The organism is Ferdinandcohnia sp. SAFN-114 (assembly GCF_059415045.1).
On sequence record NZ_JBPFDQ010000022.1, the window covers coordinates 14,666 to 31,748 of the forward strand.

The window sequence follows — 17,083 nt, forward strand, 5'->3', positions numbered from 1 at the left end:
GGAGTGGGGACTTCTTCTGAATAAAGTTATACTGGTACTCCAGGGTCTTTTGGTGCTCCTGGGTTTTCCAGTTTTGCATCAATGCCTTTACTTCTTTGGTATTTATCCATTAGTATAACAGCAATTGGACAAAGAATGGCCGTCGTTAATACAGATATTGATATTTGCATCGTTGCTATGTTCGCAATATCCTGATAGGCTTGAGCTTCAGCAGCGCTCATCATACCAGAACCAGCTGCAACAGTCGCAGCCGCTGCAATTGCTGCCGGTGTACCTACAGCATTACCCGCTGTAGACGCTTCAGCCACCGGGGCAATTTGACTTTTCTCTCTAAACAGCTTAAACACGAGAATACCCGTTAATCCTGTTAATACGGTTGTCATAATTCCTAGAAGTAATCCAGCGCCAACAACGCTAGGGTTGAAGAATGTCATAAAGTTCATTCCTGCACCAAGTGCAAATGCAAAGAATGGAACCGGTAAGATTTCTCCTGGAGCCAAAAATTCACGAATTTCAGGGTCAAGATTCCCTAGGAGCATTCCTAGAGCAATCGGTAATAATACTGCGATAAAAGAAATAATTGGGAATTTGGAACCTAATAGGCCCAGTGACATTAAAGTAAAAAACGGTCCATCGTTTAATGATAGGACAGATACAGCACCTACATCCGACCTGTTTCCATATTGACCTGTTAAGGCAGCATACATCCCACCGTTACCATTTGTCATTGCAGCAATGATTGCCAATGTCGATAAACCAAGTAAACCATTCATAGGATCAAAAAAGTACCCAAACAAAAGTCCAATGGCAAGCCCAGTTAAATATTTTGATGTTGTCAGCAATACTCCTTTTTTCAAAGCAATCCCACCGACTCTAAGATTCATCTGGCTACCTGCGCAAAATAGGAATAATGCAATTAATGTTAATGCACCATTTTTAAATAATTGTTCAGAGAATCCACCAATCCGTAAAAACTCATAATGACCATCGGCAGTTGGAGCAACCCCCAAAGATTTTAAAGCCTCCATAACTGCTGGAATGTGCATTTGATCGACTGTATTAAATAACGCCCCTAACATTAAAGGTACAACCATCAATCCACCTGGTACTTTCTCAATTGTTTGCTTGATTTTCATTCCCATTTACCCCCTCTTTATTGAAAAAATAAGTGCGGCTTACTTGCTCAGCTGTTAGTTCTAACAATTTCTTTGATTCTTTCATCGCTTCGTCTAAGTTTATTGGACGATTTATTATGCTAAAAACCCCTATAATTCCATATTGGTATAATGTTTGAATTCTTTCACCAATGGAACCCGCGATAATGACCGTTGGAATATTAAGCTTCTTTGCTGTTTGGGCCACCCCCATGGGAGTTTTTCCATAAGCTGTTTGAAAATCCACCTGCCCTTCCCCAGTAATTACAAGGTCAGCCCCTTTTAGATTTTCTTCAAGCTTGGAGTATTCAATAACGACATCTACCCCTCTTTTCATTATGGATGGAAAAAATGCTTGAAAAGCTCCTCCAATTCCTCCTGCAGCCCCAGCTCCCGGTCTTTCATGCAACCGAATCCCCGTTACTTGTTCCACTACATTGCCCCAATGTGTAAGGTTTTTGTCGAGGACCCGAACCATTTCATCTGTAGCTCCTTTTTGCGGTCCAAACACATGAGAAGCTCCTTTTTCACCCACGAGTGGATTTTCCACATCAGAGGCAATTAAAAAATGACTTTCTTGGATTCGTGTATCAAAATGATCCATTCGTACTTCATGAATTTGATTTAACGCACCACCACCAAAGCCAATTTCCTGTCCTGACTTGTCCAGGATTTGCATACCAAGAGCCTGTAGCATCCCTACACCACCATCATTTGTGGCAGATCCACCAATGGCTAAGACAAAATTTCGATACCCTTCGTCAAGCGCTTTCTTAATTAATTCCCCAGTACCAAACGTCGTTGCAATTAGAGGATCCCGCTCAGAACGACTAATTAAATCCAAGCCCGATGCACTAGCCATTTCTATAATGCATGTCTCTTCATCACCTAGCACCCCGAAAGATGCTTCGATTGGTTTACCAAGGGGACCTGTAACAGTAGCTGAAACTTTATGTCCTTTTGTCGAAGAAACGAGATTTTCCATCGTTCCTTCTCCTCCATCCGCCACAGGTATTAACTTCGTTTCCGCATTCGGATATGCATTTTTTATTCCTTTTTCAATAGATAAGGCCGCTTCCATTGCAGTTACACTGCCCTTAAAGGAATCTGGCGCAATTATGATTTTAATTTTGTGTCCCTCCCTAACGCAAACGCTTACAATATTCTGTTTATTTAATTATAATGGACTTGCTTCAATTCTTCTTTATATGTAGAATACAAATAATTATATAAATTATAATGTCTTTTTGTACTCAATAACCAAAAGGAGAATTTGATGATTACTAGGGAAATTGCTGAGATGTTAGTAAATGAAACTTCGAAGGTCATGAACCTGAATATCAATATAATGGATGAAGAAGGAGTTATTATTGCAACAAGTGACCCCTCTCGTCAAGATTCGATCCATGAAGGTGCATTAGAAGTTATTAAAACTGGTAAGGTCCTTGAAATTACATCGGAAAATCAAGGCCAACTTCGTGGAACACAGCAAGGAATTAATTTACCGATACATTTTCATGGTGAGGTTGTCGGAGTCATCGGAATTACGGGGGAACCCTACATAATAAGAGACCGTGGTGGCCTTGTTAAAATGATGGCGGAATTAATGATTAAGCAAGCTTACATGGCATCCCAAACGGAATGGCGCCAAAAAACGAAAGAGACGATTATCGAAGAACTTTTGAAGGAGAAACCGAACACAATTAATATTGAACGCTGGCTTAGCCTACTTAATATGAAACTTACAGGACCTTTCGTCGTTAGCTTAATTGAGATTGTTGATTATGCTCTTTCAAGTCACTTGCTTATCAAAAATACAGAAGAAGTAGTTGGAAAAGGAGAAGTGTTGGCAGGATTTGTTCATGGCAATAAATTGCTGCTCCTATTAACTGGGGTAACCCACGAGAGTGCAAAAAAGAAGTTAACTTTCCTATGTAAAGAATTTGAAAAAATGAAGGTTCATGTTCGTTTAGCATTTTCTCCGCTAATCCAACACCTTCTACAGGTTAATCAAGGTTATCATGAATGTGAAATTGCGTTAGCCATCAGTAAACCTGAACAAAAGATCATTTCATATACCGACATTGAACCGAAAGCACTCGTTCACCAAATTAATCCAAAGCTAGCAACACAGTTTTCAGAAAGAATACTAAAAAGGAAGAGTGACCTTATTAATCATTTAGATACGCTTCAAGCGTTCTTTGACTCGAATTTAAATATAAAAGAAACGGCGAAAAAACTATATATCCATCGCAACACCCTTATTTACCGTCTTAACAAAATTAAAACAGAAAGCGGCTATGACCCTCAAAACTTTCATGATGCCTTTCTATTACAAATGGTCATTTGGGTACATAATAGAAATAGAACTAGCGCTCCCCATCAGTGAAAGGTGGATAGCTTTTTCATTTTCGACAAAAAAATTGGTAATTCGACAAAAACGATTGACCTTTTATTCATAAACATTTAGAATTTGTACATATTTTCAAAAAATGAGGGTTAGCATGAAAGATATATTATTCAGGAAAAAAAGTCTCGGAGAGTTACTCAAAAAAAAGGGAGATGTCCAGCTACCACAAACATTAGGTGCCTTTGATTTAATGCTACTTGGAGTGGGTGCCATTGTAGGAACTGGTATATTCATTCTTCCTGGGACAGTAGCTGCGGGGCACGCAGGACCAGGTATCGTTTTTTCATTTATTATAGCTGCGATAGTCTGCGCATTGGCAGCCTTGTGCTATTCAGAATTTTCTTCATCCGTACCAGTAACGGGTAGTGCATATACGTATGTTTACATTGTATTTGGAGAAGTAGTCGCTTGGTTAGTCGGATGGGCTTTACTATTAGAGTATGGCCTAGCAGTTTCAGCAGTTGCAACAGGTTGGTCTGCATATTTAAGTGCTTTATTAGAAGGTTTTAATATTTCCATTCCTAGAGCCATTTCTGGTTCTTTTAATCCGGCAGATGGAACATATATCAATATACCAGCTATAGCCATTATATTTGCCACTGCTTATTTATTAACACTCGGTATACGAGAATCTACGAAGATTAATATGATTATGGTATTTATTAAAGTAGGTGTTATTCTCTTATTTATTGGAGTGGGTATTTTTTATGTAGAGCCTGCTAATTGGCAACCATTTTTGCCCTTCGGAATGAACGGCGTTATAAGTGGAGCAGCCCTTGTTTTCTTTGCTTATCTTGGGTTTGATGCTGTTTCGTCAGCAGCTGAAGAAGTGAAGAACCCACAACGAAATATGCCAATAGGTATTATTGGTTCGTTATTAATTTGTACCATTCTTTATGGAGCTGTTTCCCTTGTTTTGACTGGGATGGTTTCATACACAAAGCTAAATGTAAGTGATCCAGTAAGCTACGTAATGCAAATCGTTAATCAAGATTGGGTGGCTGGTGTTATTTCACTTGGGGCTGTTGTAGGGATGATGACAGTTATACTCGTTATGTCATACGGAGGAACTAGACTTCTATACGCGTTTGGCCGTGATGGATTACTACCGAAAAGTATGTATGAACTTAGTAAAAAACATAAGACACCCGTTAAAAACACATGGGTATTTGCAGCAATTGTAGCTTTTTGTGCCGGCTTCGTTCCGTTGTCTAAGCTAGCTGAACTAGTAAACATGGGAACATTACTCGCATTTACAATTGTCTCAATTGGTATTCTTTATTTAAGAAAAGATAAGAATCTTCCATCTAATGGGTTTAAAGTACCGTTCTTTCCAATTTTACCGATTCTTTCATTCTTATTATGTTTATTTTTAATGTCCCAGCTCTCTGTCTTCACTTGGATAGCATGCGGTGTTTGGTTTGTATTTGGATTACTTTTCTATTTTGCCTATGGTAAAAAGCATAGCGTAATGAATAAAGAATGAGTTGATAAGAAGTGGGCATACGTTGTCATAATGTATGCTCATTTTTTTGTACCTAAAATTTGAGACACACTTCATATCGTCCCATAGAATTAACAGAAGTGACCAAATAAATGGTAAAAATATTATTTTGATATATTAATCATATTTGTGTAAAAGTTTCCCTCTCTCAAAACTTTTGCCTAACCTGTAATTTATTGTTTTCGCACAAAAACGTTGCCGTAGACTAACACGAAACCCCTTTGGTACAATAAATTTCAATGCTGAGTACCGGAGGAAGATAAATGGAACAAAGGTATCAAGATTTAAGGTTAGGAGAACGTGGTGCAATATTAAGTATTGCAGTTTACATACTTTTATCATGTATAAAACTAATCATCGGATATATTGCAGGTTCAGAAGCGCTGAAAGCTGATGGTTTAAATAATACAACTGACATTATTGCATCCATTGCAGTATTAATTGGGTTAAGACTTTCCCAAAAACCAGCAGATGACGATCACCCCTATGGTCATTGGAAGGCTGAATCTGTTGCCTCTTTAATCGCAGCCTTAATAATGATTGCTGTAGGTCTTCAGGTATTATACAGTGCAGCAATTTCTGTTTTTAATGGCAAAGCTGAATCACCTGATATAATAGCAGCTTGGACAGGATTCTTTTCAGCATTTATTATGATCTTGGTTTACCGCTATAATAAAAAATTAGCTACGAAAGTAAAAAGTCATGCAGTTATGGCTGCTGCTAAAGATAACCTCTCGGATGCTTGGGTTAGTATTGGGACTGCAATTGGAATTTTAGCTTCTCAATTCGGCATACCTTGGCTCGATCCAGTGGCGGCAATAGTTGTTGGATTATTAATATGTAAGACCGGGTGGGATATTTTTAGAGAATCCTCACATTACTTAACTGATGGCTTCGATATACATGCTTTAGAAGAGTATAAACAGACAATCTTAAATGTTAAGGGAGTTTTAGAAGTAAAGGATATTAAAGGAAGAACATATGGAAATAGCAATACTGTGGATGTTGTGATCTCTGTTCCAACTAATTTAGATATTACCGAGGCACATGAAATATCATCTAATGTGGAGGAAATGTTAAAGAACCAGTATAACATTTATGATGTTCATGTCCATGTGGAGCCAGTTGAAAATGAAAAATTAATTATGAATTGAACAGGATAATTTATTATAAAGAAGAAGTAAATTCACTTTGAATTTACTTCTTTTATTAGTGATGGGACAGTGAGTCAGGTTACGAGTTTAGCCCTTTTATTAGGTACTCTTCAAATGCTTGACTATTTAATGGTTTGCTAAAGTAAAAACCTTGTCCAAATAATAAACCATCTTTGTTTAGTTCGTTGACGTGTTCCTGTATTTCGATACCTTCTGCAATTACATTTAAGCCTAAAGTTGTTGCCAAAGTTAAAACGGATTTCACAATTGCTCTGCTTTCTTCATTCACATGAATATCTCTAATGAATGAAGCATCGACCTTTAATGTATCAATTGGAAGGTGTTTAAGGTAACTAAGCGAACTATATCCTGTTCCAAAATCATCAATTGAAATTTGAATCCCCAGCTGTCGGATTTGCTCAAGGATGGACGCAGCATCATTAACATCCATAAAAACACTTTCTGTTACTTCCATTTCGAGCCACTTTGGGTCTAAATCCGTTTCTTTTAGGATGTTCTTGACTGTATCGATAAATGTAGCGTCCTCAAGCTGTCGAATGGATACATTAACCGAAATAACCAATGATCGATATCCTTTTTCTTGCCATTTTTTCATTTGCTTACAGCTTTCCCGCAAGATCCATTCCCCTAACGGCACAATTAACCCTGTTTCTTCAGCCAATGATATAAATTTACCAGGTGAAATGGTACCTAACTCAGGATGTTTCCATCTAACTAAAGCCTCCATCCCAATTAGTTTTTGGGTAGAGAGATTTAGTTTAGGCTGGTATTCCAGATAAAATTGTTCATCTTTTATAGCCATTCGCAATGCATTTTCAAGCAGCCTGCGTTCTAATGATTCATTTTTAATTTTACTATTAAAGAATAAATAATGATTTTTCCCTTTATTTTTAACATTGTAAAGAGCATCATCTGCATTCTTAATCAGTTCCCTCGATGTATCACCGTCGTTGGGATAAGTAGCGACTCCAATACTGCATGTCATGATATACTCCTGTCCTGAAATGGAGATTGGAGTGTTAAACTTCGTTAGAATACGAGTAACATATTTTATTAAATCCTCTTCATCTTTTATATCCCTTAACAATACAATAAATTCATCCCCGCCAACACGACCTACTAGATCGCTTGGATTTATCGCGTCCTTTATATTTCTCGCAGCTTCAATTAATACTTGATCACCTACATCATGGCCCCACTGATCGTTAATCGATTTAAAATTATCAAGGTCAATAAATAGGACGGACATTTTCGTCGACGAGGCTCTATGTTTCCTGTCAAGAATTTCTCTATTTAACTCATTCATAAAAGAACGTCGATTTGGCAAATTTGTTAATGAGTCATGAAAAGCCAAATGATATATTTTTTGTTCGAATATCTTTCTGAATCGAATATCACGCATGACCACAAGAATTAAATCATTTTTTGAAAATGATGATTTATCAATGACACTAAAACTTGCCTCTATATCAATATACTCCCCTTCGTTATCACGGATTCGAATCTCAATATGTCTAACTGTTTTTTTCCTCTTGCAAAAGATTCTTATTTCCTTGTTAACTAGCTCTTGATCATCTGGATGAATCATTTCAAAAAGAGTAAGATGTCGGATGGAAGATAAGTCATACTTTAATATAGCTTCAAAAGAGGGAGATGCGTATTGAAAAGTCCCGTCTACTTCAATGAGACTAATTAAATCTGTCGTATTTTCAGCTATCAATCTATATTTTTCGTTTTGTTCCTCTTCTACTTGTTTTGCTAATTTAGAGCTTATGGATTTATCAGAGTAATCTAGAGTACGATGTAGGTTTTCCATTTTTTAAACCCCTTTAAGTTTACAATTACTATTTTTAAAACTTAGCAGAAGTAAATGCTAAATATGTAAGTGCGAACTTTCTTGAATGATTTTATATTAGCATCAACACAGGTTTTACGTCAATTTAAGATTCTTAACTTCGAGATATTTATCGTTCGAATAAATATAGAAAAAGAAATATCGTTAAAAAGAGTGAACCTTAAAGGCTCACCCCCCCCCCCTTCTCAATCGAAATTTCTAAATTTTTTCAGACGATAAAATAGTTTTCTAAATCTTCGACTTGGTTAATTTCTTTCAATACAAAAAATAGCGATTGCTCCTGCACCAACTACACCGATCTTCATAGTTGCCCCCCATTTTATGTGGTATGTGCGATCACTCCATCCTTTAACCATTTCGCTGTCAATGTTTCTGCATATAGCATCTCTTCTGGTGTGCCTTCAAAAAGTATATGTCCTCCTTTTTTTCCTCCCCCTGGACCTAATTCGATTACCCAGTCACTCGCCGCTATAAAGTTTAAGTTGTGTTCGATTATAATGACAGAATTACCTCTATTTACAAGACTTTGAAATACGTCTAAAAGTTTTTCATTATCCTCTGTGTGCAGTCCTAAGGATGGCTCGTCTAATAGGTAGATTTGTCCTTCTTTCTGTAGGTGGCTTGCAAGCTTTAGACGTTGGATTTCCCCTCCGCTAAGAGAACTTGTCGTCTGTCCTAAAGTCAAATACCCTAATCCTACTTCTTTAAGCGTACGCAATCTCTTTATGATTTTTGGTATTTTAAAATAATGGGTAGCCTCGTCCGCAGTAAAATTTAATATCTCTACTATATTTTTATTCATGTATTTGTAGGACAGTGCTTCATCTGAATATCTCGTACCGCCACAGGTTTCACATGGGATATTTACCGGATCTGCAAATGCTACGTCTGGAGTTATTACTCCTTTTCCATTGCAAATAGGACATGCGCCTAATGAGTTAAAACTGAACAAACCCGCTGGTTGTCCTGTTTCTTTTGAAAATGTTGCCCGAATATCGTCCATAATTCCCATATATGTTGCTAGGGTTGAACGATTGGAGATTCCTATGCTGCCTTGTTCTACCATTATTGTCTCAGGATATTTTTTAGCAAATGCTCCCAACATTAAGGAGCTTTTACCTGAACCTGACACTCCACAAAAAGAGACTAAGACATTTTTAGGAATATGAACGCTAATATTTTTCAGGTTATTAGTAGCTGCATTGTTGATTTTAAAATAACTATTTATATCCCTTGGATTTTTATTTATGTTTACCTTTTTTGTTAAGGCAGTTGCGGTGGGAGAATTTTTTAGGCCTTCCAGTTTTCCTTGATAGACAACTTCCCCTCCATTTACACCTGCTCCTGGTCCCATTTCAATTATTTCATCCGCTACTTTTATAACTGATAGATTGTGTTCAATTACAATGACCGTATTGTGTTGGTCTTTTATCCGTTTTAGCATATGGATTAACATATTCACTTCTTCTGGGTGGAGTCCTGCACTTGGTTCGTCGAAAATGTATGTAATATTGTTTAGACTGCTCCCTAATTGACGAGCAATTTTCACCCTTTGAGCTTCGCCACTAGACAGAGTGCCCATTTCTCTTGACAAACTTAAATATCCTAGTCCCATGTCGACTAGTTGTTTCACATGTGGAATGGCTTGTTGTGCGATTGATTCTCCCATAGGATTTTTTATGTTCTTAAGTTCTTCTACAATTTCTGGAAGCTCTAATTGATCGTACTCTGCGATGTTTAAGTTATTTATTCTACATTCTAATACCTTTGGATTCAGGCCTGAACCATGGCATGTTGGGCATAATGAGTGTGTAGAAACGGCTAAGACATCATCTTGAGAAACTTCTTTTAGCTTTGTGATATCTCTGTTTATATAAAGTCGCGTAAATCGAGGCAATAACCCATCCCACTCATGATCCTGAGGTCCATTTTTTGTATGAAACGGCGCATAGACTTTTTCTCCTTCTGGGGGACCGTATAATAGCAGCTGGAGTTCTTTTTCCGAGTAGTCTTTAATGGGTTTGTCTGGATCGAATAAACCACCGGTCATCATCCATCTGCCTTGCCAACCTGAAGGCGACAACGGTTTAAATTTCACTGCGTATTCTCGAAGTGATTGATTGAAATCGATAATCTTATGTAAGTCCGGCGTAATGACTTCTCCATATCCTCCACATTCTGGACATCTTCCAAAGGAACTTTGACTCGAAAAATCGGTGGCAGTACCTATGGATGGTTTTCCTATTCTCGAGAACAAAAGTCTAATCAATGGATCTATATCCATATAGCTACCTACTGTTGAACGTGAATTGCCCCCTACAGGTCTTTGCTCTACAACTATAACAGGGCTTAGGTTTTGCATAAGATCGGCGTGTGGTCTTTCATACCTTGGCATTTGATTTCTGACATAGAGAGGATAGTTCATTGTCATTTGTCTTCTACTTTCCGTGGCTAATGTATCAAAAACAACTGAACTCTTTCCAGAGCCAGAAAGGCCAGTAAAAACAATGATTTTTTCTTTTGGTAGCGTTAAATCTATATTTTTTAAATTATGTTCTTTTAGTCCTTTTAAAATGATTTCATCTTTCTTATCTGACATGTTACCATCCTTTCTATATGAATCTACTATGTTTTCTTCAGTACGTTACAAGTTTAGCCACCCTTAGTAAGAGGAATACCTTCCCTTATCGAAGATTGTTCTGATAAGTACAAGCGAGACACGTGTATAGTCCTTCGTCGGCGTCTTGAAGGTCCGAACAAGCATGTCAGTCTCTTGCAAAGTCCTTCATCGGCGGTATGAAGGCCCGATCGAGCATGTCAGTCTCTTGCAAAGTCCTTCATCGGCGGTATGAAGCCCCGAACGAATAAGTCCATTCCAAATCCCATCTTATCACGAATGATAAATATGTTATAATATTATGAAAAATCAAAAAGGAGATTTCATAATGCTTATTCCCTTTAAAGACAAAAAACCGAACGTACATGATACTGTCTTCTTGGCTCCAGGTTCTTATGTAATTGGTGATGTTCAGGTCGGTAAAGAGACCTCTATTTGGTTTAACGCTGTTCTGCGCGGTGATGAAGACGCTATTATTATTGGGGATCGATGTAGTATCCAGGATAATGCAACCATTCATTTATTTGAAGGCTCGCCAGTAGTAGTAGAAGAAGAAGTAACTGTTGGTCATAATGTGATTCTTCATGGTTGTACGATTAAAAAAAGATGTATCATCGGAATGGGCTCAACAATTTTAGACGGTGCCGTCATCGGTGAAGAGTGTATCATTGGTGCCAATACACTGATTCCGTCTAATAAAATCATTCCACCTCGTTCCCTCGTACTAGGCTCACCAGGAAAGGTGGTCCGGGACCTAACCAAAAAGGACTTTGAACTAATTCAACTATCAATTGATACGTACGTTGAAAAAAATTACATATACAACGATTTATTAAATAACTAGTTCTATAGAAATAAGAAAAAACTGTAGGGCGGCAAACACCTACAGATTTTTCTTATTTTATCTACTCCTCACTATTCCTTCCTCCGCACTGTGGTCTGTTGCTAACGGGGGAGTAATGGACAAGGAAGCTATTTCTTCCCACTGATTCTTATCTAAAGAGATTTTATTAGAATTAAGTGCCGGCTCCAACTGCTCTAGGTTTCTAGCACCTATGATTGGCGCTGTGATACTCGGGTTACTCTTTACCCAAGCAACCGCTAGAGAAACTGGATCATACCCATTTTCATTCGCATATTGTGTGAATCGACTAGCAATTTCATAATAACTCTCTTGACCGTATCTGAGTTGATAATTACGTTGTTCTATCAGCCTGCCTTGTTTAGGCTGCTTAGCTTCCCCATATTTACCAGATAGAAGCCCTCCACCTAACGGGCTGTAACTAATGACCCCAAGTTGTTCCGATTGAGCTAATGGTAATATCTCAACTTCCGCTTGTCTTTTCACTAGATTATACATCGGTTGAATGAGCTTAAATTTAGCCAAAGCTTTTCGTTCTGCAATACCAAGAGCTTTTGCAATTTGCCACGCAGCCCAATTACTGACCGCAGGATACAGTATCTTTCCTTGTCTTTGAAGATCGTCTAAAGCAATGAGCGTTTCTTCGATATCGGTTTTCTCATCAAACCGATGAAGGAAGTAAAATTCAATTCGATCTGTTCCCAACCGCTTCAGTGTTTTTTCAATAGAAAGGAAAATATGTCTCCTAGAAGTGCCTCCTTCATTGTTACCAACACCCGAAGGAAGACCGACCTTAGATGTTAATACAATATCATCTCGGCAATCAGCAATACACTTACCTAGTATTTCTTCTGAACTTCCACTGTTATAAATATTGGCTGTATCAAAAAAATTGATTCCAACTTCCCTACACCGGTTAAACATTGCCATAGACGTTTTTTCGTCTGCTATTCCACCAAATGACATCGTACCGAAACACAACTCTGATACGTAAATGCCAGTATCTCCGATTGTTTTATATTCCATAAATACTCCCTCTCCTTATAATAACATTTGGCTCTTTTCTAAAAGATTGTTCCTATTAACTTAAAGTTTATCAGTGGAATTAGGGGTGATTTCCGCTTCTGGCACTCGCTTTCCGCGGGCGATCCGCAAGCCTCCTCGCTCGTACCTCACTGCGGGGTCTCGCTTGGCTCGCTATTCCCGCTGGAGTCTCGTGCCATCCGCTCCAATCAATTGAATTAACACCCAATGTGTATTTAATAATACTTATTAATGGCTAAAATAAATGCAACAATGTTTACGAAAATTACTTCCCTTCTAATATAGCAGTTTTTCGATACTGACTTCCCGGATGATCGCTTGGTAATAAACTACTTCCGTTATTAAATAATTTTTCCCTAAAGGACCCTTGTTCATATTCTGTTTTGTAAATTCCGCGTTTCTGTAATTCAGGAATGACCAAATCAATGAATTCCTTCAGACTTTCTGGTGTGACAAGATGAGCCAGGTTAAAGCCATCTACGCCGCTCTCTTCGAATTGAAATTGAATGGCATCAGCCACTTCACTTGGATTTCCTACTAGCACATGATTCCGATCAATTGTTTCAAAACGGTTTAATACCTCTCTGACTGTTAATTTTTTGGGTGCATCTTTTGTAAGTGAGGCAGCTCTTGATTGCCCATGTTCGGTATGTTTATATTCAAAAGGACTATCTAAGTCTGTATATTGTGATAAATCATAACCACTAGAACCGCCATATTGGGCTTTTGCTGCTTCAGCACTCCAATACCTAGCTAATTCCTGATACTTTTCCTCTGCTTGTTCTGAAGTCTCACCAACAATTACATTTAAAAAAGTAAATGCCTTAATATTTTCAGGGTTTCGACCATATTTTTGCGCTCTTTGTCGGATATCTTGAATAGACGATTTTATTTTTTCTGCTGACCCGCCAACAAAGACACATTCTGCATGTTTGGCGGCAAACTCCTTACCACGTTCTGATGTACCTGCTTGGTAAATGACTGGAGTACGCTGTATGGAAGGCTCACTTAAATGAGGACCTTCTACCGAAAAATACTCACCCTTATGATTGATCTCATGTACCTTTGATGGATCTATTAGAACTTCTTTGGAGGCATCAGCAATGACAGCATTGTCCTCCCAACTCCCTTCCCATAGCTTATAAGAGACTTCCAAAAACTCGTCAGCCAAATCATAACGTGCATCATGCTTTAGCATTTCTGGTAGACCAAAGTTCCGTGCAGCATTCGGAAGATAAGAAGTAACGATATTCCAAGCAATTCTCCCTTTTGTAAGATGGTCTAAGGTTGAGAACCTCCTAGCATGGCCGAATGGATGCTCATATGTAGTACTAACTGTCACGGCGAAAGATAGATGTTCTGTTACACTTGCCATCGCTGGTACTACAAAAGCCGGATCATTTAATGGGACCTGAACCCCGTCACGAATAGATGGATGTTTACTTTGTTTATAAACATCATATATCCCAAGCACATCTGCAAAAAATACAGCATCAAACTTTCCTCGTTCCAATAATTTCGCTAATTCTATCCAATAATCTAAATCCTTGTATCGAGTATGTCTCTCACTATTTGGATGCTTCCAAAGCCCATGTGAATTATGCACGGCACTCGTCATATCGAATACATTTAATCGTATTTGTTTCGTCAATTTTCTCACCTTTTCATAGATTATTTAATTACGATAGCAGTGACCTATAAAACTTAACTCTCACACTCAACTATTTACTATTTTTTATGTTTTCTTCTAATTGTTTTAAAGTCTCCTCTAGATCTTCAGCAGGGATATCAACAACAATACTTCCACCTTTTGTATCTTCAATTACAGCTTCTTTAACGTCAGCTTCCTGATATAGCTTTGCAATCGTTTTGTATGTTTCATTGTCTTTATCCTCTTCACGAACGGCAAATACATTAATATATGGTCTTGCTTCTTCACTCTGTGGATCGTCATATAACAATGCATCCTTAAAATTCAACCCAGCTTGACCTGCAATCCCATTATTTATCAGTGATGCAGCAACATCCTTAAGTGCCTGTGCAGTTTGTTGAGAAACGACTGGAACGACTTCTAAATTTTTTGGGTTTTTAGCAATATCATCTATAGTTGCGTAAATGCCAACACCTTCTTTTAACTCAATTAAACCCGCGGCTTGCAATAAAAGTAATCCTCGACCAAGGTTTGCAGGATCATTTGATATTGCTATTTGAGAACCCTCAGGTATTTCTGATAAATCATCATATTTGTCAGAGTAAATCCCTGTAGGATTAATTGTTGTCGAAGCAATCGGAACAATAGTAAAACCATTTTCAACGTTAGCAGGACCTAGAAAAGCTAAATGTTGAAATGAATTCATATCAATCTCACCATTTGCAAGAGCATTATTTGGCTGAATGTAATCGGAAAACTCAACTAACTCAATTGTGATGCCTTTTGCCTTTGCTTTTTCTTCAATAAGCTTCCAATACGGTCCATCAGCACCTGTTACACCTATCTTTACGACCTCATTGGATTTTCCAGATGTACTATTCGTGCACGCTGTAAGTATTGATATTAAAAACACCATTGATAAGAAAATAATGAATCGCTTTTTCATTTTGAAATCTCTCCCTTTTTTTTGATTATCTACGTAAAAAGAATCTTGATAAAAAGTTCCCTGAAAACTGTGCTATTTGAACGAGTAGAATTAATATAACAACTGTTACAATCATGACCGATGTATCAAATCTCTGGTAACCATAGGTCATGGCAAGATCACCTAATCCACCGCCACCTACCGTTCCCGCCATGGCTGAGAAGTCGACGAGTCCAACAGTAACAAAAGTAAGACCGAGAATAAGAGGTCCTAATGCTTCAGGTATAAGTACGCCAAATATGATTCGTACTGGGCTTGCACCCATAGCCTGTGCGGCTTCAATAATGCCAGGATCAATCGAGACAAGATTACTCTCTACAATCCTAGCAACTGCAAAGCATGCAGCAATCGTCATAGGGAAAATAGCTGCTGCCGTTCCAATTGTAGTACCCATAATTGCCCGAGTTATGGGACTCAGTGCAACTAGCAAAATAATAAATGGAATTGGACGAACGATGTTCACTAACAAATTAAGTACGAGAAATATATATTTATTTTCTAATATGTTTCCTTTACGCGTGACAAAAAAGAGTACCCCCATCGCTATACCAATAATGCTTGAGAAAATTAATGTAAAGATAACCATCAAAATGGTTTCACCGGTAGCTTCAATAATACGAGGCCAAAAAGTAGTCCAATCAACTCTCATGACTAATCACCTCCCTTACCTCAACAATTTGTTTGAGTTCATTAATAACTTGCTGAATAAGAGGTTCAGGCCCCTGAAACTCAACAATTAAATTACCAAACAATTGATCTTGTAACTCATTAATGCTTCCGTATATAATATTGAAATCAATCCCATGCTTTCTCGTGACTCGAGACAGAATTGGCTGACTTGAAGCCCCTCCTGTAAAAATCACTCGATACAAGTTTCCAAAATGGTTATTGCGCAATTTCTCTAAGAGTTTGCTGGAAAGCTTATCGTTTAACACGGAACTAATAAAATTTTTTGTCGTTTTGGATTGTGGGTTTGAAAAAATATCATAAACACTTCCTTCTTCAATCACTGTTCCATTTTCCATCACTGCCACCCGATGACAAATGCTACGGATTACATGCATTTCATGAGTAATAAGTAAAATGGTAATATTGTACTCCTCATTAACCTTGCGTAATAGTTGAAGGATTTCTCCCGTTGTTTCAGGGTCTAACGCAGAGGTTGCTTCATCACAAATCAGAATGTCTGGTGAGGTAGCAAGTGCTCTTGCAATACCCACTCTTTGCTTTTGCCCGCCTGAAAGCTGTTCCGGATACTGCTCTGACTTATCTTGCAAACCAACAAATTGAAGTAATTCTTTAACACGATGATCAATCTGATCTTTTGGCAATTTTGCAAGTTTTAGAGGATAGGCAATATTTCCATACACAGTACGTGAGTTAAATAGATTAAAGGACTGGAAGATCATACCGATTTTCCTTCGTAACTTCCTTAGTTCAACTTGAGAGAGACTAGATATTTCTTGGTCGTTAACCACCACCTTCCCTGATGTTGGACGTTCAAGTAAATTAACAAGTCGGAGCAATGTACTTTTACCAGCCCCACTAAATCCAACCACCCCAAAGATTTCTCCTTTTGATATGGTTAAAGAAACATCCTTTAACGCTTGCACCTTCTTTCCTTCCAAACCAAATACTTTATTTACTTCCTCAAACTTAATCAATTTTGAATCCTCCTTTTGGAAATAAAACAAAAAAGGTACCTCTATCCAACACCATGTAAAGATGTATTGGATAAAGATACCTTTAGTTGTCTAATCGGCATACTTTTTCATTTTATATAAATTTAGTTTTTGAGAATTGATTATAGGTAGTAAAGACCTCTT

13 protein-coding genes are annotated in these 17,083 nt (G+C 37.8%); 4 read left to right on the forward strand and 9 right to left on the reverse strand.

The annotated features are described in order from the left end of the window. Nucleotides 1-26 precede the first annotated feature (26 nt). Together ACR65M_RS09195 and ACR65M_RS09200 are read right to left on the reverse strand one after the other, a co-directional pair. Complete coding sequence (locus ACR65M_RS09195; RefSeq protein ID WP_341330051.1) at nucleotides 27-1,136, reverse strand: 2-keto-3-deoxygluconate permease; 1,110 nt, start codon at nucleotides 1,134-1,136, stop codon at nucleotides 27-29. Continuing rightward, nucleotides 1,114-2,283, reverse strand: a complete 1,170-nt coding sequence (locus ACR65M_RS09200) for a glycerate kinase (protein ID WP_341333478.1) — start codon at nucleotides 2,281-2,283, stop codon at nucleotides 1,114-1,116. Before ACR65M_RS09200 ends, ACR65M_RS09195 begins: the two co-directional genes overlap by 23 nt. Nucleotides 2,284-2,430: 147 nt before the next feature. On the opposite strand from ACR65M_RS09200, the gene ACR65M_RS09205 reads away from it, so the two are divergent. The 3 genes from ACR65M_RS09205 (at nucleotide 2,431) to ACR65M_RS09215 (ending at nucleotide 6,222) form a co-directional block, all read left to right on the forward strand. Then, on the forward strand, nucleotides 2,431-3,543 hold the full coding sequence (locus tag ACR65M_RS09205; protein WP_341330050.1) for a CdaR family transcriptional regulator: 1,113 nt from the start codon (nucleotides 2,431-2,433) through the stop codon (nucleotides 3,541-3,543). 115 nt (nucleotides 3,544-3,658) lie between these two features. Further along, on the forward strand, nucleotides 3,659-5,050 hold the full coding sequence (gene bcaP / locus ACR65M_RS09210; protein ID WP_341330049.1) for a branched-chain amino acid transporter BcaP: 1,392 nt from the start codon (nucleotides 3,659-3,661) through the stop codon (nucleotides 5,048-5,050). Nucleotides 5,051-5,331: 281 nt separating this feature from the next. Next, nucleotides 5,332-6,222 (forward strand): cation diffusion facilitator family transporter, encoded by an 891-nt coding sequence (locus ACR65M_RS09215; RefSeq protein ID WP_341330048.1) that lies wholly within the window; start codon nucleotides 5,332-5,334, stop codon nucleotides 6,220-6,222. A 79-nt stretch (nucleotides 6,223-6,301) separates the two neighbouring features. Here ACR65M_RS09215 and ACR65M_RS09220 read toward each other — a convergent pair whose 3' ends face one another. Both ACR65M_RS09220 and ACR65M_RS09225 read right to left on the reverse strand, forming a co-directional pair. Next, nucleotides 6,302-8,059 carry a putative bifunctional diguanylate cyclase/phosphodiesterase gene (locus ACR65M_RS09220; RefSeq protein WP_440273147.1) on the reverse strand — a complete coding sequence of 586 codons (1,758 nt, stop codon included), beginning with the start codon at nucleotides 8,057-8,059 and terminating at the stop codon, nucleotides 6,302-6,304. Nucleotides 8,060-8,417: 358 nt separating this feature from the next. Next, on the reverse strand, nucleotides 8,418-10,697 hold the full coding sequence (locus ACR65M_RS09225; RefSeq protein WP_440273148.1) for an ATP-binding cassette domain-containing protein: 2,280 nt from the start codon (nucleotides 10,695-10,697) through the stop codon (nucleotides 8,418-8,420). 346 nt (nucleotides 10,698-11,043) lie between these two features. On the opposite strand from ACR65M_RS09225, the gene ACR65M_RS09230 reads away from it, so the two are divergent. Next, a complete protein-coding gene (locus ACR65M_RS09230) occupies nucleotides 11,044-11,559 on the forward strand; it encodes a gamma carbonic anhydrase family protein (protein WP_440273149.1) in 516 nt (171 codons plus the stop codon). A 57-nt stretch (nucleotides 11,560-11,616) separates the two neighbouring features. Here the strand turns inward: ACR65M_RS09230 and ACR65M_RS09235 are convergent, their stop codons facing one another. The 5 genes from ACR65M_RS09235 to ACR65M_RS09255 form a co-directional block, all read right to left on the reverse strand. Further along, nucleotides 11,617-12,603 (reverse strand): aldo/keto reductase, encoded by a 987-nt coding sequence (locus ACR65M_RS09235; protein WP_341330045.1) that lies wholly within the window; start codon nucleotides 12,601-12,603, stop codon nucleotides 11,617-11,619. A gap of 283 nt (nucleotides 12,604-12,886) precedes the next feature. Continuing rightward, on the reverse strand, nucleotides 12,887-14,272 hold the full coding sequence (locus ACR65M_RS09240) for an LLM class flavin-dependent oxidoreductase (protein ID WP_440273150.1): 1,386 nt from the start codon (nucleotides 14,270-14,272) through the stop codon (nucleotides 12,887-12,889). Nucleotides 14,273-14,342: 70 nt separating this feature from the next. Then, nucleotides 14,343-15,218: a MetQ/NlpA family ABC transporter substrate-binding protein gene (locus ACR65M_RS09245; RefSeq protein WP_341330043.1), complete on the reverse strand. Its 876-nt coding sequence runs from the start codon at nucleotides 15,216-15,218 to the stop codon at nucleotides 14,343-14,345. Nucleotides 15,219-15,243: 25 nt separating this feature from the next. Beyond that, nucleotides 15,244-15,906 carry a methionine ABC transporter permease gene (locus ACR65M_RS09250; protein ID WP_341330042.1) on the reverse strand — a complete coding sequence of 221 codons (663 nt, stop codon included), beginning with the start codon at nucleotides 15,904-15,906 and terminating at the stop codon, nucleotides 15,244-15,246. Continuing rightward, the gene (locus ACR65M_RS09255; RefSeq protein WP_341330041.1) at nucleotides 15,896-16,921 is read right to left on the reverse strand and encodes a methionine ABC transporter ATP-binding protein; all 1,026 of its coding nucleotides are present in this window, start codon (nucleotides 16,919-16,921) and stop codon (nucleotides 15,896-15,898) included. The genes ACR65M_RS09250 and ACR65M_RS09255 overlap by 11 nt, the downstream gene beginning before the upstream one ends. Nucleotides 16,922-17,083: the final 162 nt, after the last annotated feature.